We start from the raw sequence: 25,536 nt of genomic DNA on the forward strand, positions 1-25,536 counted from the left end.
CTTAGGTTAACCGTTTTATCGGCACCCTTCCGCGTACAGCTCGATGACATGCTTGACGCCGATTCCGGCGTTCTTTCTGGACAGCATGTCGGTAAGCTGCATCATACATGCGGGACAGCTCGTGGCCACGGTATCCGCGCCGGAGGCCACGACGTTGTCCGCCTTGCGGCTGCCGATCTTCTTCGACAGCTCGTAGTGGGCGAGGTTGAAGCTGCCGCCGTTTCCACAGCAGGTGCCGGCTTCATTCATTTCCTTGAACTCACACCCGGCGGCCCGGATTAATTCCCGGGGCTGGGCGGTGATACCGAGGCCGTTCTTGAGATGGCAGGGGTCGTGATACGTCACGGTCTTGCCTGCGCCGGTCCGCGGAGTCACCTTAAGAACATCCACCAGGAACTGGCTGATGTCCATGGTTTTCGCCTGCAGCACACCGATATCATACTTGCGGGCGGAAGGGCCACTATACATGGAGGGCCACAACTCCTTGATGGTCGAAGTACAGGATGCACATGCGGTCACCAGGTAATCGAACTCCCCTTCACGGAACAGATCCACATTCATGCCGACCAGCGAATTGAAGGTATCGGTATCACCGCTGGACAGGACAGGAATGCCGCAGCAGGCCTGGCCCTTGGGCATGAACACGCCAACGCCGTGATATTCCAGCACGTCCAGGACAGCCTGACCAACGTGCGGGAAAATCTTGTCGATAACGCAACCGACGTACAGGGCGACCTTGATGCCACTCTTCCCGGCCGGGGTGTCGAGCTCCGGCACAATCTTGTGCAGGGGCTTGCTGGCCAGGGAATTGAAATGGCGGTCGGCAATGATCGGAGCATTGAACCGGGCGCAGGAGGAACCAAGCAGTTCGTCCTGGCGCTTGGTGAACAGGCCTTGGAACTTGGAGCCCATACCGACAAGCGTATTAAACAGTTTCGGGTTCTTCAAAAGGCCACGGAAGATGGCCTTCTTTACCGGGGACAGACCGAAGTAGCCGGTCATGATCGCCCTCGCCTTGAGGAAGATGTCCATGACCTTGACGCCACTCGGACAGTTGGCCTGACAGGTGCCGCAAACCAGGCACCGGTTCAGCTTCTCGTTGACGCCCTCGGGATCGGACAGCATTTCGGAAGCAAGGCCTTCTAGCAGCGCAATCTTGCCACGGGCAACGTCTGCTTCGCGCCCGGTCTGGGCGAACATGGGACAAACCGCCTGGCACATGCCACAGCGCATGCAGTTGACCAGCTGGTCGTCCAGCTCCTTGAACATTTGTGCGAGCTGATGAATATCTGCCATTTGAACCACCTAACCTATGATCTTGCCGGGGTTGAGAATGCCCTTGGGGTCAAGCACGGACTTCATGCGACGGGCGTACTCCAGGGTACCCTTGGAGGTTTCGAGCTCCATGAACTTGGACTTGGACAGGCCGATTCCGTGTTCGCCGGAAAGGGTGCCGCCCAGAGCCAGGGCCTTGTCGAAGATCATTTCGATGCCCTTCTCCACACGCTCCCACTCTTCCTTGTTCCGACGGTCGGTCAGGATGGTCGGGTGCAGGTTGCCGTCACCGGCATGGCCGAAGGTACCGATGGTCAGGTTCAGCGTCTTGGCGACTTCGTCCAGGGCCTCGATCATGGCAGGAATCTTGGAACGGGGCACGGTGGCGTCCTCGAGCACACAGGTGGGCTTGAGGTTGGCCAGTGCGGGCAGTGCGTCACGGCGGGCCTGCCAGACAGCGTTGCGCTGGGCGGCGTCCTTGGCGACCTGGATGTCGGTGGCTCCGTTTTCCTTGCAGATGCGCTCCACCACGGCAGCCTCGTCCTCAACCTGGGCAGGATGGCCGTCCACCTCGATGAGCAGCATGGCAGCCGCATCAAGGGGCAGGCCGGCACCGCGGAAGTTCTCGATGGTACGGATGGTGAAGTTGTCCATCATCTCCAGGGTGGCGGGGACGATCTTGTTGGCAATGATGGCTGCGACGGTTTCGGAAGCGGCCTTCATAGACGGGAAAATGGCCATCATGGACTTGGCGGCCTGCGCCGGAGGAATAAGTTTCAGGATGATCTTGTCGAACACACCCAGCGTGCCTTCGGAGGCGACCATCAGACCGGCAAGGTTGTAGCCGGTGACGCACTTGACGGTACGGGAACCGGACTTGATCAGCTCGCCGTTCACATCCCAGAACTCGATACCCATGACGTAGTCTTTGGTAACGCCGTACTTCAGGCCGCGAAGACCACCGGCATTTTCGGCAACGTTGCCGCCCAAGGTGGAGACAGTCTGGCTACCGGGATCCGGGGGATAGAACAGACCCCGGGAAGCCACTTCCGTGGCAAACTTGGCGGTGACGACACCGGGTTCGACAACGGCGTACATATCCTCTTCATTGATCTCGAGGATGCGGTTCAGACCATTGGTCAGAACAACCACGCCGCCGGGATGGGGAATGGTGCCGCCGGAAAGGTTGCTGCCTGCACCGCGAACGGTCAGGTGAATGCCGTTATCGTTACACAGCTTCACACACTTTCCCAGCTGCTCGCTGGAGGTGGGCTGAATAACCAGGGAGGGCATTACGGAATCAAGAACTGCTGCATCGTAGGAATAGGAATGGCGGTCAGCCTCGCTGGTCATGACGTTTTCAGCGCCGACTATCGCTTCAAATTCCTTGGTGATGGCGTCTTTGCTCATTACTTGCTCCTTGACATGAAATTTGTTTGGCCGGGCCGGGCTGCTCGGCAATGTATCTTTCTCGGTTCAGACTTTTCTCTACAACTAGCACTACCGGTATAAACCGGGAGGGACGTGCGTCCCTCCCGGGAATGAGGACTAGAACAGGCCAGGCAGGAACACGAAGCTCATCAGCGTAGCCACAATGCCTACGACCAGGCCGTAAAGCAGGAAGGGCCACACGGTGCGCTTCAGGATCTGGCCTTCCATGCCGGAGAGGCCGACCACTGCACAGGCAGCGACGATGTTGTGGATGCAGATCATGTTGCCCATACCGCCACCGACGGCCTGAGCGGCCACGATGACCTGGCGGGGCAGATCAAGGTTGCCGGCCACGCCCCACTGGAACTCGGCGAACAGCAGGTCGGAAACCGTGTTCGAGCCAGTGATGAACGCGCCGAGACCACCCACGTAGGAGGCAAACATGGGCCAGGCGTTACCGGCCAGACCGGCTACAGCCTTTGCCATGGCCAGCGGCATGGACGGATAGTTGTTCGGGTTCAAAGCTGCATCAGCAATACCGGAGCCGCGGAAGATGGAAACCAGAGCCACAGCTGCGAACAGGGCGATGGTCGGATTCTTCATGGTGGCAAAAGCCTGCTTCCAGGAAAGCTTGACCTTTTCGGCGGGCATGCCGTGAATCAGAACCGTCAGCAAAGCAACCAGAATGAACGGGATGGTGCCGGGCAGGTAGAGATACGCAATGGAAGCATTGACGCTCTTGAAGCCCAGGATGCTGGTGAACTTGATGGCCTGGGAAGCAAGCAATCCCTTGAGCCCCAGCTCGGGGATACGAGTGAGAACCAGGATCAGACCGATGAGAATGTACGGCAACCAGGCACGGAACTGGCTCATGTGGGCCTTGAACTCGGAAGATTCGGCGGAAACGGTACCGGTCCATTCCGGATCCCACTTGTCGGCAGGACCGAAATCCCAGCTCTTGGCGGGCATGCAGAAACCGGCCTTGGCGCCGTAGATGATGATGCCCAGACCAACCAGACCACCGATCAGGGCCGGGAACTCGGGACCAACGAACCAGGCAAAGATCATGTAAGGAATGGTGAAGGAAACGGCCGCGAAGACACAGAACTTCCAGGCAGCCAGACCCGGCTTCCAGCTCCGTTCGGGGCCGAAGAAGCGGGTAATGAAACCGAGCATGAAGACCGGGAGAATGAAGATCATGCCCAGGTGCATCAGCGTGGCCCACTGGCCGACAAGACCGATGAACTCACCCATGTTGGTGAAGTTGACGCCCGCGGCACCGGAAGCAACAGCCTGGTCAACGCCGGGGGCCAGGAACTTCAGGCCCAGGACAACGGGGGTACCAACAGCACCGAAGGTGACGGGGAAGGAGTTGAAGACCAGACAGATAATGGCTGCGGCCAAAGGCGGGAAGCCCAGGGAGAGCAGCAACGGAGCGGCCAAAGCGGCCGGGGTGCCGAAACCGGCGGCACCTTCGATGAAGGCGGCGAACATGTAACCGATGATGATCGCCTGGATGCGGCGGTCAGGGGTGATGTTCTGCATTCCGTGCTGGATGGTCTCCATACCACCGGAATGCTGCAAGGTGCGCAAAATCAGAATTGCGCCGAAAACAATGATCAAAATACCGATGGCGGTTACAAAACCCTGCAGGGTCAATGCTGCCACGTATTTGGCAGGCAGGCCCCAGACAATCACGGCACCGGCCGCAGCGGTCAGCCACGACAGCGGCATGGCTTTGGTGGCAGGCCAACGCATACCAACCATGAGAATCAACGCCACCAAGATGGGCAGCAGCGCAACAAGCGCAAGAACCCCAATAGACATAAAACACCTCCATTAAACAAACTGTGAAATAGCGTGCGGGGCGAAGCTAGCCAGAGCTCCGCAAAGGCTTCGCCCCGCACGAACATCAGACGACTATCTGCCGTCGTCACACGGCTCGCCGGAGCCGGTGCTTTCGGCGGAGATGCCGACCTCGCACGCTTCCACGGCCGAGGCCTCGGGCTTGCCGAAATCGGCGTCCGCGAGGTGGGTCAGGAGGGTGTAACGGTCAGCATAATCCTTCTCTATCTTTGCACGGTAAGCCTTGGAAACTTCCGGGTGGAAGCGTTCCAGCATGGCGTACCGGTTTTCGCCGGAGAGGAACTCCTGCAGGGTGCCGTCGGGAGCCTTGGACTCCAGGGTGAAGGGATTCTTTCCTTCATCGGCAAGCTGCGGGTTGTACCGGAACAGGGGCCAGTAGCCGGAGGCCACGGCCAGCTTCTGCTCGAGCTGGGTCTTGCCCATGCCCTTCTTGATGCCCTGGTTGATGCAGGGAGCGTAGCAGATGATCAGGGAGGGGCCCTTGTAGGCTTCGGCTTCCTGGAACGCCTTCAACAGCTGCTGCTTATCCGCACCCATTGCGACCTGAGCAACGTAGACGTATCCGTAGGTCATGGCCATGCGGGCCAGATCCTTCTTGCCGGTGGCCTTGCCGCCTGCGGCGAACTTGGCGATGGATCCCAGCGGGGTGGCCTTGGAGGACTGACCGCCGGTGTTGGAATACACCTCGGTGTCCATGACCAGGATGTTCACGTCCTTGCCGGAAGCGAGGACGTGGTCCACTCCACCGTAACCGATGTCGTAGGCCCAGCCGTCACCACCGAAGACCCAGACGGACTTCTTGGTGAACAGGTCGGCGTCGGCAGCGATTGCCTTGAGCTCGGGATCGGTCGCGCCTTCCAGAGCGGCCTTCAGGGCGTCACCGGCCTCGACAGAGGCAGCGGCATCGTCACGGGCGGCCAGCCAGCCTTCCAGAGCGGCCTTGACGTCGCCGGAAGCCTTTTCGGCAGCGGCTTCGCACTTGGAGGCCAGGATTTCGCGACGGCGGCTCACACCCATTTCGATACCGAAGCCGAACTCGGCTGCGTCCTCGAACAGGGAGTTGCCCCATGCCGGGCCAAAGCCGTCACGGTTGGTGCAGTAAGGAGTGGACGGAGCGGATGCACCCCAGATGGAGGAACAACCGGTGGCGTTGGCGATGATCATGCGCTCACCGAAGAGCTGAGTCAGCACCTTGACGTACGGGGTTTCGCCACAACCGGCGCAGGCGCCGGAGAATTCCATCAGCGGCTGACGGAACTGGGAACCCTTGACCGAATCACGCTTGAAGGCATCCTTGTAGGACACGGTCTCGGTGTAATCGAAGTTGGGCACCTGGACTTCGGTCTGGGTAGCCAGCGGCTTCATGACCAGAGCCTTTTCCTTGGCCGGGCAGATATCGGCGCAGTTGCCGCAGCCCAGACAATCCATGGTGTTGACCTGCATACGGTAGCGCAGGCCCTTGACGTCCTTGCCCTTGGCTTCCTGGGTCTCGAAACCGGCAGGAGCGTTCTTGACCTCGGCCTCGTCGATGAGGACCGGGCGCAGAGCTGCGTGGGGGCAGACAAAGGCGCACTGGTTGCACTGGATGCAGTTGTCGACAATCCATTCCGGGACCTTGATGGCCACGCCGCGCTTCTCGTACTTGGAAGTGCCGGTGGGCACGGTTCCGTCCTTGGAGAAAGCGGAAACCGGCAGGTCGTCGCCCTTCTGGGCCAGGACCGGACGCATGACATTCTTGACGTAGTCGGGCTCGTCACGGACCACCGCCGGATCATCGGCCAGACCGGCCCAGGAAGCGGGCACGTCGATGGCGACGATGGCGTCGGCAGCCTTGTCGACGGCGGCGCAGTTCATCTCGACGATCTTCGGTCCCTTCTTGCCGTAAGCGGTCTCGATGCCGCCCTTGAGCAGAGCAACGGCCTGCTCAAACGGAATGACGTCGGCCAGCTTGAAGAAGGCAGTCTGCATGACCATGTTGATGCGTCCGCCCAGACCGACTTCACCGGCGATCTTGACAGCGTCGATGGTGTAGAACTTGAGGTTCTTCTCGGCGATGGTGCGGCGCATGGCTGCGGGCAGCTCTTTTTCCAGATCGGCAGCGGACCAGGCACAGTTCAGCACGAAGGTGCCGCCGTCCTTGATGCCGTCCAGCACGTCATACAGATGGACATAGCTCGGGTTGTGGCAGGCGACGTAGTCGGCAGCCGTCACCAGATAGGTGGACTGGATGGGCTTGTGACCGAAACGCAGGTGGGAAATGGTGATACCGCCGGACTTCTTGGAGTCGTAGGCAAAGTAACCCTGTGCGTACATATCGGTGTTGTCGCCGATGATCTTGATGGCCTGCTTGTTGGCGCCGACGGTACCGTCGGAGCCGAGGCCCCAGAACTTGCACTGCACCGTGCCTTTCGGCGTGGTGTCCAGGGCCTCGGCAACGACTAGGGAGGCATTGGTCAGGTCGTCATTGATGCCCACAGTGAAGCGGGCCTTGGGGGTCTGGGTTGCGAGGTTGTCAAAGACGGCCTTGGCCATAGCAGGTGTGAATTCCTTGGAACCGAGACCGTAGCGACCAGCCACGACCTTGGGTCCTTCGCCCTTTTCCAGGAAGACGGTGCAGACGTCCTGGTACAGCGGATCGCCCAGGGAGCCGGGCTCCTTGGTACGGTCAAGCACGGCCACGATCTTGGCAGTGGCGGGCAGCACGGAGAGGAAATGCTTCGCGGAGAAAGGACGGTACAGACGGACCTTGATCAGGCCGACCTTCTCGCCCTTGGCAACCAGGTGGTTGACCACTTCCTCGATGGTCTCGCAGGAGGAGCCCATGGAGATGATCACGCGCTCGGCATCCGGGGCACCAACATAGTCGAAGGGCTTGTAGTCACGGCCGGTCAGTTTGGAGACCTTGGCCATGTACTCCTCGACGATGGCGGGGATGGCGTCATACTCGGCATTGGTCGCCTCGCGGCCCTGGAAGTAGATATCCGGGTTCTGGGCGGTGCCGCGCACGTCCGGGTGCTCGGGGTTCATGGAGCGGGCGCGGAAAGCGGCCACCTTGTCCATGTTCAGCAGCGGCTTCATGTCGTCGTAGTCGATGGTCTCGATCTTCTGGATTTCATGGGAAGTACGGAAACCGTCGAAGAAGGAGACGAAAGGCACGGAGGCCTCGATGGTGGACAGGTGAGCCACCAGGGAGAGGTCCATGACTTCCTGGACGGAAGCGGCGGCCAACATGGCAAAGCCGGTCTGGCGACAGGCCATGACATCCTGGTGGTCACCGAAGATGGACAGGGCATGGGCAGCAAGTGCACGGGCCGAAACATGGAAGACGCAGGGAAGCAGCTCACCGGCGATCTTGTACATGTTCGGGATCATGAGCAGCAGGCCCTGAGAAGCGGTAAAGGTGGTGGTCAGCGCACCGCCGACCAGGGAGCCGTGAACGGCACCGGCAGCACCGGCTTCGGACTGAAGCTGGCGGACCTCAAGGGTCTGCCCGAAAATATTCTTGCGGCCCTGCGCGGCCCATTCATCTGCAATTTCGCCCATGGTGGACGAGGGGGTGATGGGATAGATGGCAGCGGTTTCGCTCATGGCGTAGGCCACCCAGGCGGCGGCGCTGTTACCATCCATCGTCTTCATTTTAGGCATTGCGATCGTACTCCTATTCGGTTGATACTCAAAAATCCGGTTCCACTCGGTTTTCACCGCCACAAAGGACTGGGAAGCCGAGGCAACCGTCTCCATAGACTCAACAATCGTGCCAAAAGCACACGATTGGCGTTTATACAATAATTTCAGCCAAATGACACCTCAGACGCAATTCCGTAACCAAAGTTACGGCCTGTCCCAGTCCGAAAAACAAGACTACAAATATGAATGGAACGGAACAAAATAGCGACCAAGACCCCGCCATGTGGGAATTTTCGAAAATCTTTTTGTTTTCTATCAAAAAAAACCGTGTCTGAAATTTCAGACACATTATTTTCTGTCCCAAAATACGGAGTTTGATTGATGTGCACAGAAGGATGGATGGAGGGAGCATTATATAACTAATGTAATAGTCCCTCCACAAAAGGCTCAAAATAGGAAAGGCCCTACCGCAATGCGGAAGGGCCTTTGTGACCTATTCCTGAAGACGAATCTACTTGATAGCGTCCTTCAGAACCTTTCCGGGCTTGAACTGGGCAACCTTGCAGGCCGGGATCTTGATCTCATCACCGGTGCGGGGGTTGCGGCCGGTGCGGGCCTTGCGAGCACTCACGCTGAAAGTGCCGAAGCCGGTCAGGGTCAGCTTGTTGCCAGCCGCCAGCTCATCCTTGATGATATCCAGGATGGCATTCATGGACGCCTCGGCCTGAGCCTTGGAGGTGCCGTTTTTCTCTGCGATCTTGGCAACGAGTTCTGCTTTGGTCATGTGTTTTTCTCCTATTGTTGTATGAAACGATCAACGTCCCTTAGAACACGAAAAGTATTCCCCTGCATACACGCATGACGAATTGAAAGGAAGTCAAAAATGAGCCCCCTATTCAAAAAATCCGTATTTTCCCTCCAGACTGAAACCTATTCTGGAGTCCAAAACCGGATTCCGATCACACTTCAGCCACAAGTGATGCAGAATCGACAAAACTGTATCAAAGTGAGAGGTCATATTTCTTCAACAGGGAATACAAATGCGACCTCGACAATTGAGAAACCTCAAGAATCCGATTCAACTGTCCTTCACACTGACGGATGAGTTCGCCTAAATAGACTTTTTCCGCAACCCCTTTAAATTCCCTCAGCGTGGGCAAATCCCTGTCAAAGATGTCTTCAAAGATCTCCTGTCCGATTTTGCGGACCCCCCTGCCCGTCTCCGGTCCGCCATCGCCCGTGACCTCGGAGCCGGTCATGCTCTTGATCTGCGACTTCGCCACCTGGATGCGCAGAGAACGGGAGAGATGCATACTGTACAGCGTCTTCTCGTTGCCCGAAGCAATGACGGCGCGCTCCAAAATATTGAAGAGTTCCCGGACGTTACCGGGCCAATTGTAACTCCTCAACGTGGAAAAGAAGTCCGAACCGAAGGCCTTTTCCTCCATGCCGTACTTCTCGCACAGCCGCTTTACCCGATACTCAGCCAGGGCACGGATGTCGTCCGGCCTGTCCGCAAGGGGCGGCAGATGGATGCGCATGGTCTTGATTCGAAAGAGCAGGTCCGAGCGGAACTCGCCCTTCTCGACCATTTTGTCAAGGTCTCTATTGGTTGCGGCCACCAATCGGAAGTCGCTGGTCAGCTCTCGGGTATCACCTACAGGCCGGAATGTGCGCTCCTGCAATACGCGCAGAAACGTTTTCTGGATGGAGAGCGGCAATTCGCCCACTTCATCCAGAAAAAGCGTTCCGCCGTCCGCCAGCTTGACAAGGCCGATCCGGTCCGCCAACGCGCTGGTGAAAGCCCCCTTTCTATGCCCAAAGAGCGTGGACTCGACCAGCGTCTCGGCCAGTCCGGCGCAATCCACCACCACAAACCGACCATTCCGCCGTTTCGAATTGGCGTGAATGGTGGAAGCGAAAAGCTCCTTTCCCGTGCCGGTGGCTCCGGTAATCAGCACATTGGTGGCCGATCTGGCAGCCTGGGCCAGCAGCTTGAAACTCGCTTTCATGGACATGCTGTTGCCGACAACCTGGGACAAATCCAGGGATTCGATGGCCGCCTTGCCCGCCTTTTCATCATGATATTTAAGCGCGCGCCCCAGGGTCAGGGATATCTCGCGTACACTGGACGGCTTGACCAGATAATCCCACACGCCGCCCTTGATGGCCAATTCCGCACCGTCCGGGTCTCCCCGTCCGGTCAGAATGATGACTTCGGGAGATTCCGGCAGGTTCATGAGGTCGGACAGAATATCCAACCCGTTGCCATCCGGCAGGCGAACGTCGAGAAAGATTACATCGTATGAATTCTCGCGCGCCAGCCGGAGGCCTTCATCCAGGGTATGCGCCTGATCGCAAGTATGGGTCAGCCTTGTAATCAGGCTCTCCATGGTCTCGCAGATTTCAAAATCATCATCCAGAATCAATATGTTCGCCATAGCTGCTCTCCCGTTTTTCCTCTACCGCATGCCAAGCACGGCGCCGATGGCGTCCCCCAAATCGTCCTTGTCATAGGGTTTGATAATCACCTGCCGGATGCCGGGCAACCCTACGGCCGCCGCCATGGCGTCCTCCCGCCCGGAAATGAGGATGATTGGCAGGTCCGGTGCCACCAGGGAAACCCTTGCGGCCAACTCGGTCCCGCTCAGTCCCGGCATGTCGTAATCCGAGATTATCAGGTCAAAAGCTGTGGGGTCTTCAGCCACCAGCTGGGCCGCCTCTTCGGGATCGCCGATGGCAGTGACCCGTTGCCCCATGACCCTGAGCAGACGCGGTGTCGTGTACAGCTGGTCCTCGTCGTCTTCCACAAACAAAATACGCTGCCCTGTGGGAAAACCAAGACGAACCCGGTCCGTATCCACACCGCCCTTATCCGCTCTGGGAAGGTATATTTCGAAGATCGTGCCGCCGCCGGGGCGCTGGAGCACCTGCAAACCACCGCGATGGCTGCGGACAATGCCGTGCACCACGGCCAGCCCCAGTCCGGTCCCTTCGGTCTTGTCCTTGGTGGAAAAGAATGGATCGAAAATCTTGTCCAATATTTTGGGATCAATGCCCGGCCCGTTGTCTTCAATAGTCATACGCACATATTCGCCCGGCGTCACCCCCATGGCGAAAGCGTCGTCTTCGCCAAGGTCGGCCCGGTCCACGCACGCCTCAATGATCCCCCCTTTTTCCCGCAGGGCATGAAAGGCGTTGGTGCACAGATTCATTGCCACCTGATGCAGCTGGGTCGGGTCTGCAAAGACATATGACAGCGCCGGAGCGACATTGAGCCGAATCCTGATATTGCTCGGCATGGATGCCTCCACAAGGCCCATAGCCTCGGTAACTACAGCGCCCACATCAGTATTGCGAAAGCCCTCCGTGGAAGGACGGCTGAAAGCCAAAATCTGGTTGACCACACGGCCACCCCGCCTTGCCGCCTTGAGCACGCGATCCAAATCCTTGCGCGTAACACTCTCTTCGTCCAAATCTCCGACAGCCAATTCCGTAGAATTGATGATCGATGTAAGTATATTGTTGAAATCATGCGCTATACCACCAGCCAGTGTACCGATAGCTTCCATTTTCTGCGACTGCAGGAGTTGCCGTTCCAGGTCTCGCTCCTTGGTCACATTTTCCGCCGTGGTCAGCACACCGACGATCCGCGCGGAACGGTCGCGGATGGGCACCTTGGTCACTTCCAGCCAGGACGTACGTCCCGATGCATCCAGCAGCTCGCGCCGGACCTTGCGGAAGGCCTCCGCCTTACGGATGACAGCCATGTCCGCTTCGTCGGCCCATTTGGCGTAATCGGAGTCGGGCAGCATTTCGCTTGATGTTTTTTTGGCCGGGGAATTTTGCCGATCCAGCCCGAAGAAGTCCGTGAACGCCCGATTCGATCCCAGATATTTGCCGGACCTGTCTTTCCAGGACACCAGCTGCGGCACGGCGTCCATCAGCGTTTCCTGAAAAGCGAGCTGATCCTTGATCATGAGCTCGACCTTTCTGCGTTCGGTCATGGCCAGCACCAGCAGAACCATGATGATGAGCAAAAGGACCAAGCTGACCATGATGGTCCAGAACAGTTCCTTGGGCAGTTCATAAAACGCCTTAGGCGTATTGATGATGTGGCTACCCTTAGGCAGCTTGGACATGTCGATGCCGAGTCGGCTCAGCACATTGTAATCAAAAGCATATTCACCGGTTGGTTCACGAATTACCGGGATGGAAGCAGCGGGCTCTCCTCCCAGTATGCGCAAGGTCATCTCGGCCGCCAGCCGTCCATGCTGCGATCCGGAGATGAGCCAGCCGCCGAGCGCTCCATGGCCCAGCAGGAAGCTCCAGGCTGTATAGGTCGGCACACTGGAGTGCTTATAGATCTCCTCCATCACCTCTTCCGCCGTATAAAAACGGCTTCCCACGGTCTGGTAGTAAGGAATGAAGAAAAGGAAGGCATCCGGCGGCAATTTCTCGACCCGCTTCAGCGTGTCCTCCAGGGAAAGCTTGGTCCAGGATTCCACTGTCAGCCGGTTCCCGAAATCCGGGACCGCGGACAGCACCTGGTTCCTGATGGTCACACCCGCTGTCGACTCATCCCCCACGACCACCATATGCCGTTTGTTGGGATACAGCTTCAGCGCAACTTCCATCGTCAACTGTGGATCGAAATTCTCCACGACGCCGGTAAGGTTGCCCTGGTCCATCATCTCGTCCTTGAAGTCGTTGACCCCGCAAAAAATCAGAGGAACGCCAGGAAACAGCTCGTCGCGATATTGGGAGGCAAATGCAAAGGCATCATTGTCCGAGACAATGATGGCATCGAATTTCTTATGAGCGAACTTTTCCCGGTAGAGCCGCCGGAGCATACCGGTGACATCTTCATAGTTATACTTTTTGGCATCCATGTACTCTATCTGCAGATCGATCTTGTAATCGATGCTGTCCAGCACGGAGCGGACGCCCTCCAGGATGGAGTCGGACCACTGATAACCCTGATGGTAGGAATTCAGAAACAAGACGTCCTTTTTCGGCCGCTCGGCCCGAGCCGGGACACAAAACAGACAAAAAGCAAGCAGAACCAATAAAATATTACGAAACGGCTTCATGCAGAACCTCTAAGTATGATCACCCCTCCCTTCGTGTACAGGGGTTCCCCAACCCATGCAAGAGCCGGACCTTTAGTAAAATAAATGTAAACCTCATATGCACATCCTGTACAAATTCCTTTCAATGATGCTATCATGGCCTCGTAACATTCAACAGGCAGGTTTATTATGAAAAAATTTGCTATTTCTCTTCTGCTCGTCTGCTTCATGGCCGCCGGGTATGGCTGCGCCAACCATGCGCAGCAGGGAGCGGGCGTAGGCGCCCTGGCAGGTGCCACCATCGGCGCGCTGACCTTCAAGGACAAGCTGCTTGGAGCGGCTGTCGGAGCCGGTGTTGGAACTCTCATGGGTTACATCGTCGGCAACGAGTGGGACAAGAGTGATGAGGCCAAGGTGCAGACCGCCCTGGAAAACAACAAATCCGGACAACCCACTGCGTGGACCAATCCGGATACCGGCCAGCACTACGAGGCCACTCCGTCCCAGCCCTACATGGCTGAAAACAAGGTATACCGCGACATCGTCATCAAGGACGAAGACGGTCACTCCGTTATGGCCAAGGCCTGGCGCGACGACAACGGCGTCTGGCACCTGAAGCAGTAGAAACGGGCAACAGCTTCGTTACTGCGAAAAGGGCGCACCCTCGCGTATTTGATGTACGCGTCGGTCGCGCCCTTTTCTTGCGCCTTGCACTTGCCAGCTTAATCCGGCCCACACCTGGAATATATCTCTAGATTACAAGTTCTTACGCAACGTCCGTTTTTCCAGACACGCCTCTTCAAAAGAAGACTCCGGTGCAATGGTACGAAGCGAGCTGGCCAAAACCATCTGCTCTCCCCTCCGAACAACGCAAAAGAGCCGGAAATGCAAAAGCACTTTCCGCTCGGCGCAGGTCATGAAAGACGGCTTGTACCGTCTATCTATTCAGCAATTTCTAGCTGACGATATAACAGGTGGGGAACGCCCGCTTGAGGCGTTGCTGGATGCTCTCGGCCTTTTCCCGGCTGGTGAACCTGCCCGCAACCACAATGTGCAGTGTCAGGCCGTCACGGTTTTCCATGACGATGGCGGCGTCCTTGTAACCCTCGGAAACAAGACGACGATGGGTCCGCTCCGCATTGGAACGCACGGCAAAGGCCCCGACGCGAACCGAGTAGACCTTGATCGCCTGCTGGCTCCGGGAAGTGGCTGACGTCGATGCCACCATGGTTGCCGGGACAGTGGAACCTATGGCCGAGATGCGTACCTTGGCCACGCCCTCATTGAGCATACCGAGTTCGCGGGCCGCACCGTATGACAGATCAAGAATCCTGCCGGAGACGAACGGGCCCCGGTCGTTGACCACCAGAATCACGCTCCGATGATTTCCCAGATGAGTAACCCGCACCTTGGTGCCAAGCGGCAGCGTCTTGTGCGCAGCTGTCACCCCGTACATGTTGTAGGTCTGGCCGTTGGCCGTCTTCTTGCCGTGAAAATCGCTGCCGTACCAGGAAGCCAAGCCCACCTCGTCGTATCCGGCAGCGGTCTGGAGCGGATAGTAGGTTCGGCCCAGGACGGTATAGGGGCGCGTCTTGGCGTCCCGGCTGGGAGCATATTCGGCAGTCCTGCTCGGCGAAGAGGTCGGCGGTGTGGAGTAGACATGCTCACGAAACGGATTCATGGATCCGCATCCTGCCATGGAAAGAATGGCCAGCCCGGCCAACAGCATGATGAGTCTGCGCATGGTGCTCCTTGGGTTGCACGAAGCGGTATCGGTTATCTCAAGAAAACCTAGTAAAAGTCTCAATAAATGGCAAGCACGACCGGCACAGCCTGCTGCCCATAAAGTCTCTTTTCCATTCAGGGACGGTCATGCTATACCTCCTGCCGAGGAGACCCACTGTGCATATGATACGCAACACTTCACTTTTTCTACTGATCCCCCTGCTTGCCGCCATCACCGTCCTGCTTCCCGTCCGTCCGGCCCTTGCCGAAGACGGCAAGGCTGTGACCATAACGATTCCGCCCAAAGGATGGGAACCCTTCATCATCGCCTCCCCCGCGCGGCAGGGACAGGACGGCATTCTCCTGGAAGTCTTCCGCACCGCAGCCACAGCCGTCGGCTACCAATGCCGGATAGAACAAAACGAGGAACGCAGCGGCTTGTTGCAGGTTCGCCAGGGGCGGATGGATGCCGCGCCCAAGGCTCAGGAATGGGTCGCTGGACCGGAACGCTACTCTTGGACCGATCCGATCTGCCAGTCTACGGACGTGGTCATATCCCGAAAGGACAAACCGATAAACTACAGCACGCCTGAAGACCTGCGCGGCCACACCGTCGGGCTGGTTGAAGGCTTCAAGTACCCTGAACTGGCCGAACTGATAGACAACAAGGGATTCACCGCTGTACGAGCCACAACAGTGGAGGACCTGCTGCTCATGGTCATGCGCGGCAAACTGGAGTGTGCCGTGGTCAATCCCACCGTGGCCAAATGGGTTATCCGCAATCGCGGAGACATCACCCGGCAGGATTTGTCCTTTTCCCCAAAGACGGTGGACAACACGCCCGTCCGCTTCGCCTTTACCGGAGGCGGCAAATGGACGGATTTCATAGCCGGCTTCGACAAGGAGCTGGCTGCAATGAAAAAGGATGGCAGACTGGCCGCCATCCTCAACCATTATCAATAAACAGATCAGCTGCGACAGACATACCTCGGCCGGACCATATTGTCCGGCTTGAGGATGTCGTCCAGTTCCTCCCGCGTCAGATACCCCTTCTCCAGAACGATTTCATAGACCGATCCGCCGGTCTTGAGCGCTTCCTTGGCGATTTCCGCCGCCTTTTCATAGCCGATGTACGGATTCAGCGCCGTAACCAGCCCGATGGAATGCTCCACCAGCTCACGGCACCGTTCCCGGTTGGCCGTGATGCCGGATACGCACTTGTCCGCAAGGGTAAGGCAGGCCCGGCGCAGCATGTTGATGGACTGGAACAGGGAATAGGCCACGACCGGCTCCATGACATTGAGCTCCAGCTGACCGGCCTCGCAGCCCATGGACACCGTAACGTCGTGCCCGATGACGGCAAAGGCCACCTGGTTGACCACCTCCGGGATGACCGGATTAACCTTGCCCGGCATAATGGAGGAACCCGGCTGCATGGGCGGCAGGTTGATCTCGTTCAGCCCACAGCGGGGTCCGCTGGAGAGCAGCCGCAGGTCGTTGCATATCTTGGAAAGCTTCACGGCCACCCGCTTGAGCACGCCGGAAAGCTGGACATACGCCCCGGTATCCTGGGTGGCCTCGACCAGATCGGGCGAGGTCTTGAGGTTCAGCGTGGTCAAAGCAACCAGCTTTTCCGTGACCGTGCGCGCATAGTCCGGGTGACAATTCAGCCCGGTGCCGATGGCCGTGGCGCCCATGTTGATCTCGTAGACAAGGTCTTCAGCTTCGTCCACTCGCTGAATGTCCTCGCCCACGGTCACGGCCCAGGCCGTGAACTCCTGGCCCAGCGTCATGGGCACGGCATCCTGCAACTGGGTCCGGCCCATCTTGAGGATGTCGGCGAACTCGGTGCCCTTCTGGGCAAAGGTCTTGCGCAGGTGGCGCATGGCGTCCATCAGTTCGTGCAGTTCCAGTATCAATGCGATGCGCAGTGATGAGGGATACACATCATTGGTGGACTGGGACATGTTCACATCGTTGAGGGGATGCAGATGCTGATATTCCCCTTTTGCGTGTCCCAAAAGCTCCAGCGCACGGTTGCAGATGACCTCGTTGGCGTTCATGTTGGCCGAAGTGCCCGCACCGCCCTGGATGACATCCACCACGAACTGATCGTGCATCTTTCCGTCCAGCAACTCCTCGCAGGCCCGGGCAATGGCCCGGCATTTCTCCTCATCCAGCAGCCCCAGCGAGGCATTGGCCTCCGCAGCGGCCTGCTTGACGTAGGCAAGGGCTTCAATGAGCCGTGGATAATGCGCCAGCGGAATGCCGGTAATATGAAAGTTATCCTTGGCCCGCAGGGTCTGGACGCCATAATAGGCATCCGCAGGAACCTGCGCTTCCCCCAGACTGTCGTGTTCGATTCGATATTCACTCATGTTCTACTTCCCGAAATCATAAGAATGATGCGACCAGTACTGCACATCGGGACTGATCTTGAGCATACCGAGTTCATGGCCGCACTCGACCAACAGAACCACGGTGAAAAAGGCGACAATGAACCACCCGAGCATCCGCTTGCGCGACCCCGGCTCGCTCTGCTTGATGAGCATGATGCCGGGAAGGATGCCGAACAGGGTGCCGATCCCCAGACCGCCCACCACGTTCAAGGCGCTGAGGAAGCCGTTGGGATACAACACGCCCACGAGCAGCGGCGGCATGAAGGTAACCAGCCAGATGATAAGCGGCTTGCGCATCTTCTCGCCGATGACGTCCCGGACAAAACTCAGCAGCCCGGCTCCGGTTCCGATGTAGGAGGTGGACATGGCAACAACGGAAAAGGCGATGGACACGTTGACGAACACCCGCGAGTGGATGAGGTGGTTGAGCGGGACAGTGGCGGGCTGGCCGGAGGCAAAGGCGTGGATGAGGTCAACTCCGTCCGGTGCGGAGACGGGCAGGGTAAGAAACACAGCCACGGCCCAGCTGGCCGTCATGACAAAGCCGATACCGGAGCCCAGCAGGATGGCCTGGGTGATGGCCTTCCGGTCATGGTTCAGGCCATGGCACAGCGACGGAACCACATTATGAAAATTGAACGCAACGACCAGGATGGGCAACCCCGAGATAAAAAAGGGCATCTCCGCCGCCCCCAGGTCCACCCCCTCAAAATGCGGTACGACCAGTACCAGCAATGCCGCAAAGAGCGCCCACATTAACACCATCAAAATGGCGTTGCCCCGTTGGAGCACGGCATCGCCAAGACTGGCCAACAGGGTGATGATGCAGAAATAGATGAGAATGACGGCCCACTCCGGCAGGGCGATATGGAAGGAATCGACAGCCACCGTCGCCACACCGGCCAGATAGGCGGTGAGCAATCCGTAAAGGATCAACAGGTTTGCAGCCACGCTGATCCATTTGCCGGTGCGCCCCAGCACGTATTCAAAGAGCGATGGCATATCCGCATCCTTATTTTCCATCAGGAACGGCTGCCGTGAAAGGACCAGTCCGGTGGTGGTCATGACGGCCCAGACGGCGAGCGCCCCGCCCAAAGCGGGGAGAAAGCCGGAGGGGCCGAGATTGACCGGCAGGGCGAGAATTCCCGCTCCCACCATATACCCGGTGAGCACAAGCGCGGTGGACACAATCTTTGAAGTCGAAGGCGTATCGGAAGACATCAAAATTACTCCATTGGTATGCGCGGGTTAAGATGCGTGTCGATGCGTAATTCCTAGCCTAAAATCCGAAGAAGTGAAATGATGATTTAAATCGTCACGCATAATACGCTTGCGTCCCGGCAAGCTTTCGGTTAACCCGTCCCCTGCGCAACCGCGCCCATTACTATATTTACGGGGAATACCATGAGTAACCAGATCATCAACGAGAAGCTTCGCAATATCGCCATTATAGCCCACGTCGACCATGGCAAGACTACACTGGTGGACGGAATGTTCAAGCAATCCGGAACGTTCCGCGAAGGTCAGGAAGTGAGTGATCGTGTCATGGATTCCATGGACCTGGAACGTGAGCGCGGTATCACCATTGCCGCCAAGAACTGCTCCGTCTCCTGGAAAGGCGTAAAGATCAACATCATCGACACTCCCGGCCACGCCGACTTCGGCGGCGAAGTGGAGCGTTCCCTCTCCATGGCCGACGGCGCCATCCTGCTGGTAGACGCCTCCGAAGGCCCCCTGCCCCAGACCCGTTTCGTGCTCAAGAAAGCCCTGGAGCGCGGACTGGCCCTGATGGTGGTCATCAACAAGGTTGACCGTCAGGATGCGCGTCCCGACGAAGTGCTCAACGAAATCTACGACCTGTTCATTGACCTGGACGCCAGCGAAGAACAGCTGGACTTCCCCCTGCTCTACGCCATCGGCCGCGACGGCATCGCCATGGAGTCTCCGGACGAACGCGGCGAGAACCTGCACATCCTGCTCGACATGATCCTGGAAAAGGTCCCCGGTCCGTCTCACGACACCGAGGAGCCCTTCCAGATGCTGGTCTCCGATCTTTCCTATTCCGACTACCTGGGTCGCCTGGCCATCGGCAAGGTGCACCACGGCACGGCAAAATCCAATGACCAGCTTGTCTGCCTGGCCGCCGAAAACCGTGAAGTCTCGCTGAAGGTCACCAAGCTGCAGACCTACGACGGCCTCAAGCTGGTCCCCACCGAGACCTGCGAGCCCGGCGACATCGTCGTTGTGGCTGGCATCGAGGACGTGCATATCGGCGACACCATCTGCACCAAGGACGCTCCGAGCCGTTTGCCGCGCATCACCGTTGACGAGCCCACCGTGGCCATGCGCTTCGGCATCAACACCTCCCCCCTGGCAGGCCAGGAGGGCAAGCTGATCCAGTCCAACAAGATTCGCGAGCGGCTCCAGCGCGAGACCCTGCTCAACGTGGCCATTCAGGTTGAGGAGACCGAAAGCCGCGACGCGTTCCTGGTCAAGGGACGCGGCGAATTCCAGATGGCCATTCTGGTCGAGCAGATGCGCCGCGAAGGTTTCGAGCTTTCCGTCGGCCGTCCCCAGGTCATCATGAAGGAAGAAAACGGCAAGAAGATGGAGCCCATCGAGCACCTCTTCATTGACTGCGACGAAGATTACATGGGCGTTGTCACCGAAAAGATCCAGATCCGCAAAGGCCGCATGAGCAATATGGTCAACAACGGCACGGGCCGCGTGCGCCTTGAGTTCTCAGTGCCGTCCCGCTCCCTCATCGGCTACCGTGATGAATTCCTGACCGACACCAAGGGTACCGGCATCATGAACTCCTATCTGGAGGGCTATGGCGAGTACCGGGGCGACTTCGTTTCCCGTCACACAGGCTCTCTGGTGGCCGACCGCGCGGGCAAAGGCGTTGCCTACGGTATTTTCAACCTGGAGCCGCGCGGCCGCATGTTCATCGTGCCCGGCGACGCCATCTATGAAGGTATGGTCGTCGGCGAACACAACCGCGAAAACGACATCAACATCAACCCGGCCAAGGAAAAGAAGCTGACCAACATGCGCGCCTCGGGCAAGGACGAAGCCGTCACCCTGACGCCGGTCAAGCCCATGACCCTGGAGTACGCCATCAACTTCATCAAGGACGACGAGGAAGTGGAAGTCACCCCTCTCAACGTCCGTCTGCGCAAGACCGAGCTCTCCGCCCTGGTCCGCCACCGCACGGAAGGCAAGAAGAAAAAGGCCGACTAGTCACAGGCCAATTCAAGACACCCAAGGGGGATGCGGAAAACCGCATTCCCCTTTTTATTTCTCCTTCTCATGGAGCTTCAATTCAGCCCCGCCAGGGAATTTCATGCAGTTTGGCACACGAACTGACGAGACGCAGCCCCGCGCCCAGACGCTGCAGTGCTCCTGTATTTGCCTGAAATCTCCTTTGTCCCATCCAGGAAACAGAATGGCATATTGTCCGATTGTCGTACAAAATCTTTGCTGATGCGTTATATTTTTTAAAAAATATAAGCTGCATTTTTGCGGTTCCGATTCTCAACTTTCCCGCAATATTTCAATCCACTAAGAATAATTTTTCTCACTAGAAACGACTCGCCTGCAGGGAATCGATTTTTTGGGTGCCTTCTTTTCCCTTGCCATCCGGTCCGAATGTCGGCAAAAGCCACGGCGGAAGTGACTATGAAAGAAATCGATTTTAATTCTACCAGATCCCATATCCGGCACGGCATCAAGACGGGCCTTGCTTCGGTCCTGGCCTATGTTGTCGCCGAGGCACTGAATTTCCCGTTTGCCTACTGGGCATCCCTGTCCGCCGTCATCGTCATGCAAATGTCGGTGGCGGACTCCATCCGCATGTGCTGGTACCGTTTTTCGGGCACCGCCGTAGGCGCGGTCATTGCCGCCATTGCCATACTGGTGTTCCCGGACAATCAGCCCATGACCCTGCTGGCCCAGTTCCTGTCCATCGCGTTCTGCGCGTACATGACCCGGTACAACTCCCGATACAAAATGGCAGCCATCACCACGACCATCGTGTTCCTGGCCAGCATGGGGGAACCCGGCCGACTCATGTACGGAATGGAGCGCGTCCTGGAAATCGCCGTTGGTGTGACCTGCGCCTTTCTGGTCAGCATCACCCTGTGGCCCCAGCGCGCGGGTGAGGCGCTGCGTATGCGTCTGCAACGCCAGTTCACAAGCATGGCCACAATTTATGGCGAGCTGATCGAAGGCTTCCTCAAGCTTCAATCCTCAGTCCCGGCGGACCGGCTGGATGACTTTGTGAACGACATGGCCTCCAACCGCGAACTGTACCGGGGCGTCATCCGCCACGAACGGCTGCTGTATCGCGACGATACCCGCTCGCTGAACCGCCAGATGCAAATTCTGGAGAGCTGCACCCCGCACCTTCGGGCCATGCTCCACTCCCTGAATGATCCTCAGGGCAAACGATACGAAATCATTATGGATACGGAGCTGCGCACCCTGACCTCTGCCATTCAGGATGCCCTGACGGTCATAGGACGTGGCGAAATTCCGGAAGGCGACCGCCTGGCCTGGGCCCTGGATCAGGCCAATAAAAAGCTGGAAGATTTGCGTATGCAGGGTGTGACGCGCCGGTTTACGCTACAGATGCTGATGAAATTCTTTTCCTTCTATCACTCGCAGCGGTTCATGGCCCAGGTACTGCTGGACCGTTTGCCGAAGAAGGAAGCCGAATCCGACAGCTAACGCAGCCAGCGGAATGCCCGTCAGCCGCGCGTCTGTACCCGAACGTACAGCATCAGCCCGAGCATGGTCAGCGCCATGCCGGTCCAGCCGAGCGGGCCTGGCAGGACATGGCCGAGCAGCAACGCCTCCCCGGCCAGTGAAAAAACCACTTCCATGGACTGTGTGCAGTCCGCCGCCGCCAGCTCGGCGGCATTGCGCGCCCGGTGCCGGGCATAGAGAAACAGCGACGTGGCAATCACGCCTGAACAGGCGGCCACAATAGCCGTCTGCACCAGCTGTCCGGTAGACGGCATGGGCGGTTCCACGACCAGAATCAACACGATCCAGAGCGGCAGCGACCCCAGCGTCAGCAACAGCACCCGGCCGAAGGCGTCGTCCATGGCCGGATGATTGATGTGCGGAATGAGCCGGTGCTCCCCCTGCCGCGCTTCCCAGACCATCTGGTTCCCCAGCGGATAGGCAAAGGCCGCCACCAGCACGGGTAACGCGCCCCACAAGGTGGTCGAAAGGTCGCCCACCGACGCCTGCTCCACATTGACCAGCACAACCCCCACGAAAATGACAAGGGTCAGCGCTATGGCCCGCAGCGGCACTCGTCGCCCGAATCCCAGCAGAACCAGCGGCGCGGCCAGAATGGTCAGCTGCCACGTGGCCGCCACAACCCAGCCGGGAGTGTAGTCCGAGGCAAATGACAGCAGCCCGTAGAACACGCCGAAGCCGACGCTTCCTGCAATGGTCCAGAACCAGATGTGACGGCGGTACAGCCGGAATGTTTCGGCCAGCAACTTCCGTTTGCCCGTGGCCGCAAGCCACAGGACCAGAAACAGAAGCATCCAGAAATAACGCAGACTGGCGGACCACACCCAGTGGCCGCCATCCAGGCTCATGGACCGGTTGAGGACAAAAGTGGAACTGAAGAACAGGCTGGCGAGAACGCCGTACAGTATGATTTTGAACATATTTTTCTCTTGATCGACCCAAGGGCAATGCCATGAGACGACCATAAAGTCCATTGACTTTCGGGCCATGTCCGGTGCACCCTTTCAAAAAAACAAAACAAGAGCAGAATACCGCCATGAAACTGCCCTTTGTCAAAGAATCCACTCGTGAGTTTTACCGCGCCAGCCGCAAGCGCGGCATGTCGCTTTTGCAATTCATCCACGGCTACGTCTACATCCGCTGGTGCTACAATTACATAGGCCTTGCCGGAGACAAGAATCCCTGGTGGCGCTGGCTCTGGGCTCCGCTGGTCCTGGTGGTCAACCACATGACCCCGTTCAAGCCCAACGAGGATTGCCGGCTCGGCGATCCCAACCAGAAGAAACCGGCCTGGGGCGACAACTACCACGGCAAGCCAATGCCGCTCCCCGAAATGACCAAGCTGGTCAAAATCAACCGCCCGGTGAACACCGAAGTCTCCGAGCAAATCCTGCCTTTCACCCGCGCCCGCCAGATTGTTCTCGCCAATCCGGAACACATCGTGGTTATTGAATGTCCCTGCCGCTCCGGCATGAAGAACCCGTGCCTGCCGTTGGATGTCTGTCTGATCATCGGGGACCCCATCGCCCAGATGATGCTGGACCACCATCCAGACAAAGCGCGCCAGATAGACGCGGACGAGGCCGTCCGCATCATCAGGGCCGAAAATGCGCGGGGCCATGTTTCCCACGCCTTTTTCAAGGACGTCATGCTCGAACGGTTCTACGCCATCTGCAACTGCTGCTCCTGCTGCTGTGGAGCTATGATGGCCCAGCGCATGGGCTGCGACATGCTTTGCTCCTCCGGCTATCTGGCCGTGGTGGACGAGGACAAGTGCACCTCCTGCGGCACCTGTGCCGCCAAGTGCCAGTTCAAGGCGATCAGCTTCCGCGACAAGCACGCCGTAATCAATGAGGACAAATGCATGGGATGCGGCGTGTGCGTGGAATCCTGCTCCAAGGACGCCGTAACTCTGCGCCTGGCACCTGAAAAGGGTGAACCGCTGCTGGTGGACAACATCTGACACTGGCCCGCACCTCCCGGAAGTGGACGAAAATCGTGACCTCGCGTAGCGTGCGGCCATGACCGAATCCCTGAAAACACGCTCTGTTCTCGTCTATCTCGGCCTGACATTCGCCGCGACTTTCGCTCTGGAGGGCGCGCTCATATCGGGCGGGCTGCGCTTTGATGATCCGGTACTCCGCTCCGGCCCGACCCTGCTGTTGCTGGGCGTGATGTGGATTCCCGGGCTGGCCGCCCTGATTACGGCAAAATTCGTGGAACGAAACTCCTGGCGGGAGTTGCGGGAAAGCCTGCTTCTGCGCTTCGGTTCGGCTGGGCCGTGGGTATTGATGATCCCTGTCGTCCCGTTGCTTTTCGCGGCCATGTACGGCCTTACCTGGGGACTGGGCCTCGGCAGCCCGGACCCGACGCTGACCACGCTTACCTCGGCAACCGGCTCACAGGGCATCTCATCCGATGACGTCTTCAAGGTCATGCTGCCCATGTCCGCACTGGTGGGTCCGATAGTCAACTTCGCCTTCGGCCTGGGCGAGGAACTCGGCTGGCGCGGCTTCCTGCTCCCCCGCCTGCTTCCACTGGGCAAATCCCGGGCCTACCTTGTCCTCGGCATCATCTGGGGGCTATGGCACGCACCGCTTATTCTGGCCGGATTCGACTACCCCGGCCATCCGTTTTCCGGCGTCATCATGATGTGCATCCTATGCACGGCCTTCGGCATTTTCCTAGGCGAAATGACGCTCCACTTCCGCTCCGCCCTGCTGGCAGGATTCATCCACGGCGCGGTCAACGCCCAGGGATTCGGCATCTGGCCCTGGCTCTTCCCGAATGTAAACCCGGTGCTCGGTGGCGGTTCCGGCCTCACCGGCGCGGCCATCTGGCTCGCCGCCGGACTCTCCGCCTGGTGGTGGTGCGAACGCAGGCGGCAACAGGACCGGGAAACCACGTACGCAGATTTAGGGTGATTTTTCTTTAGAAAAGAAAGACGGAATGGAAGCCGCCTTTGGCGGTATGGACGTCGGATTTCGCCTCCGGCGGGCAGGGGCTCGCACCCCTGCACCCCATTTTTTTGTTGATATTGCCCTTATCTTCAAAACTCCACGCAAAGCGCAACAAGAAAGCCCCCGTTTTCGGGGGGCTTGGTTCCTACACTTTCTCGAAGTATTCCTTCTCCGCGCCGCACTTGGGGCAGACCCAATCATCGGGCAGGTCTTCGAAGGCCGTCCCTATAGGAATATTATTGTCCGGATCGCCTTCTGCCGGGTCGTAGACATAACCACAAGGGCATTCCCACTTGTCCATTTTCCACCTCCAGAGGTATCAGATTATGGTTTGATCCTAGCATAGATCAAACCGGACGAAAACCGGAACAGAGGCAATACGGCCCCTCCCCTTTTCTTTGTGTTCCAAAG

Annotated in this window: 18 protein-coding genes; 6 read left to right on the forward strand and 12 right to left on the reverse strand. The window is 58.2% G+C overall.

The window, feature by feature from the left end:
- Positions 1 to 15: 15 nt before the first annotated feature.
- The 7 genes from ACI0FG_RS10435 to ACI0FG_RS10465 form a co-directional block, all read right to left on the reverse strand.
- Positions 16 to 1,296 carry a (Fe-S)-binding protein gene (locus ACI0FG_RS10435; protein WP_419784928.1) on the reverse strand — a complete coding sequence of 427 codons (1,281 nt, stop codon included), beginning with the start codon at positions 1,294 to 1,296 and terminating at the stop codon, positions 16 to 18.
- Between the two features lie 9 nt (positions 1,297 to 1,305).
- Positions 1,306 to 2,685, reverse strand: coding sequence for an FAD-binding oxidoreductase (locus tag ACI0FG_RS10440; RefSeq protein WP_419784929.1), 1,380 nt, complete (start codon positions 2,683 to 2,685; stop codon positions 1,306 to 1,308).
- A 138-nt stretch (positions 2,686 to 2,823) separates the two neighbouring features.
- Positions 2,824 to 4,533: an L-lactate permease gene (locus tag ACI0FG_RS10445; RefSeq protein ID WP_419784930.1), complete on the reverse strand. Its 1,710-nt coding sequence runs from the start codon at positions 4,531 to 4,533 to the stop codon at positions 2,824 to 2,826.
- A 93-nt stretch (positions 4,534 to 4,626) separates the two neighbouring features.
- On the reverse strand, positions 4,627 to 8,217 hold the full coding sequence (gene nifJ, locus ACI0FG_RS10450) for a pyruvate:ferredoxin (flavodoxin) oxidoreductase (protein WP_419784931.1): 3,591 nt from the start codon (positions 8,215 to 8,217) through the stop codon (positions 4,627 to 4,629).
- Positions 8,218 to 8,710: 493 nt separating this feature from the next.
- Positions 8,711 to 8,983, reverse strand: coding sequence for an HU family DNA-binding protein (locus tag ACI0FG_RS10455; protein ID WP_419784932.1), 273 nt, complete (start codon positions 8,981 to 8,983; stop codon positions 8,711 to 8,713).
- A gap of 217 nt (positions 8,984 to 9,200) precedes the next feature.
- Positions 9,201 to 10,640: a sigma-54-dependent transcriptional regulator gene (locus ACI0FG_RS10460; protein ID WP_419784933.1), complete on the reverse strand. Its 1,440-nt coding sequence runs from the start codon at positions 10,638 to 10,640 to the stop codon at positions 9,201 to 9,203.
- Positions 10,641 to 10,661: 21 nt separating this feature from the next.
- Positions 10,662 to 13,292, reverse strand: coding sequence for a hybrid sensor histidine kinase/response regulator (locus ACI0FG_RS10465; RefSeq protein WP_419784934.1), 2,631 nt, complete (start codon positions 13,290 to 13,292; stop codon positions 10,662 to 10,664).
- A 168-nt stretch (positions 13,293 to 13,460) separates the two neighbouring features.
- Between ACI0FG_RS10465 and ACI0FG_RS10470 the strand changes: the two genes are divergently transcribed.
- Positions 13,461 to 13,895, forward strand: coding sequence for a glycine zipper domain-containing protein (locus ACI0FG_RS10470; RefSeq protein ID WP_419784935.1), 435 nt, complete (start codon positions 13,461 to 13,463; stop codon positions 13,893 to 13,895).
- A gap of 331 nt (positions 13,896 to 14,226) precedes the next feature.
- Here ACI0FG_RS10470 and ACI0FG_RS10475 read toward each other — a convergent pair whose 3' ends face one another.
- The gene (locus ACI0FG_RS10475; RefSeq protein ID WP_419784936.1) at positions 14,227 to 15,015 is read right to left on the reverse strand and encodes a septal ring lytic transglycosylase RlpA family protein; all 789 of its coding nucleotides are present in this window, start codon (positions 15,013 to 15,015) and stop codon (positions 14,227 to 14,229) included.
- Positions 15,016 to 15,179: 164 nt separating this feature from the next.
- On the opposite strand from ACI0FG_RS10475, the gene ACI0FG_RS10480 reads away from it, so the two are divergent.
- Entirely contained in the window at positions 15,180 to 15,959 is a 780-nt protein-coding gene (locus ACI0FG_RS10480) for a substrate-binding periplasmic protein (RefSeq protein WP_419784937.1), read from the forward strand.
- A 5-nt stretch (positions 15,960 to 15,964) separates the two neighbouring features.
- Here ACI0FG_RS10480 and aspA read toward each other — a convergent pair whose 3' ends face one another.
- Entirely contained in the window at positions 15,965 to 17,374 is a 1,410-nt protein-coding gene (gene aspA / locus ACI0FG_RS10485) for an aspartate ammonia-lyase (RefSeq protein ID WP_419784938.1), read from the reverse strand.
- A gap of 3 nt (positions 17,375 to 17,377) precedes the next feature.
- Positions 17,378 to 18,616 carry an aromatic amino acid transport family protein gene (locus tag ACI0FG_RS10490; protein ID WP_419784939.1) on the reverse strand — a complete coding sequence of 413 codons (1,239 nt, stop codon included), beginning with the start codon at positions 18,614 to 18,616 and terminating at the stop codon, positions 17,378 to 17,380.
- A 183-nt stretch (positions 18,617 to 18,799) separates the two neighbouring features.
- Here ACI0FG_RS10490 and typA point away from each other — a divergent pair, with 183 nt between their 5' ends.
- Together typA and ACI0FG_RS10500 are read left to right on the forward strand one after the other, a co-directional pair.
- Positions 18,800 to 20,638: a translational GTPase TypA gene (gene typA / locus ACI0FG_RS10495; protein ID WP_419784940.1), complete on the forward strand. Its 1,839-nt coding sequence runs from the start codon at positions 18,800 to 18,802 to the stop codon at positions 20,636 to 20,638.
- Between the two features lie 438 nt (positions 20,639 to 21,076).
- Entirely contained in the window at positions 21,077 to 22,126 is a 1,050-nt protein-coding gene (locus tag ACI0FG_RS10500) for an FUSC family protein (RefSeq protein WP_419784941.1), read from the forward strand.
- 20 nt (positions 22,127 to 22,146) lie between these two features.
- Here the strand turns inward: ACI0FG_RS10500 and ACI0FG_RS10505 are convergent, their stop codons facing one another.
- The gene (locus ACI0FG_RS10505) at positions 22,147 to 23,085 is read right to left on the reverse strand and encodes a DMT family transporter (RefSeq protein WP_419784942.1); all 939 of its coding nucleotides are present in this window, start codon (positions 23,083 to 23,085) and stop codon (positions 22,147 to 22,149) included.
- A gap of 116 nt (positions 23,086 to 23,201) precedes the next feature.
- Here ACI0FG_RS10505 and ACI0FG_RS10510 point away from each other — a divergent pair, with 116 nt between their 5' ends.
- Together ACI0FG_RS10510 and ACI0FG_RS10515 are read left to right on the forward strand one after the other, a co-directional pair.
- A complete protein-coding gene (locus ACI0FG_RS10510; RefSeq protein WP_419784943.1) occupies positions 23,202 to 24,128 on the forward strand; it encodes a DUF362 domain-containing protein in 927 nt (308 codons plus the stop codon).
- Between the two features lie 58 nt (positions 24,129 to 24,186).
- Positions 24,187 to 25,089, forward strand: coding sequence for a CPBP family intramembrane glutamic endopeptidase (locus ACI0FG_RS10515; protein WP_419784944.1), 903 nt, complete (start codon positions 24,187 to 24,189; stop codon positions 25,087 to 25,089).
- A 181-nt stretch (positions 25,090 to 25,270) separates the two neighbouring features.
- Here the strand turns inward: ACI0FG_RS10515 and ACI0FG_RS10520 are convergent, their stop codons facing one another.
- Positions 25,271 to 25,426: a rubredoxin gene (locus tag ACI0FG_RS10520; protein ID WP_419784945.1), complete on the reverse strand. Its 156-nt coding sequence runs from the start codon at positions 25,424 to 25,426 to the stop codon at positions 25,271 to 25,273.
- Positions 25,427 to 25,536: the final 110 nt, after the last annotated feature.

Origin of the sequence: Pseudodesulfovibrio sp. 7M6, assembly GCF_050058625.1 — a bacterium.
GTDB lineage: Bacteria > Desulfobacterota > Desulfovibrionia > Desulfovibrionales > Desulfovibrionaceae > Pseudodesulfovibrio > Pseudodesulfovibrio salinus.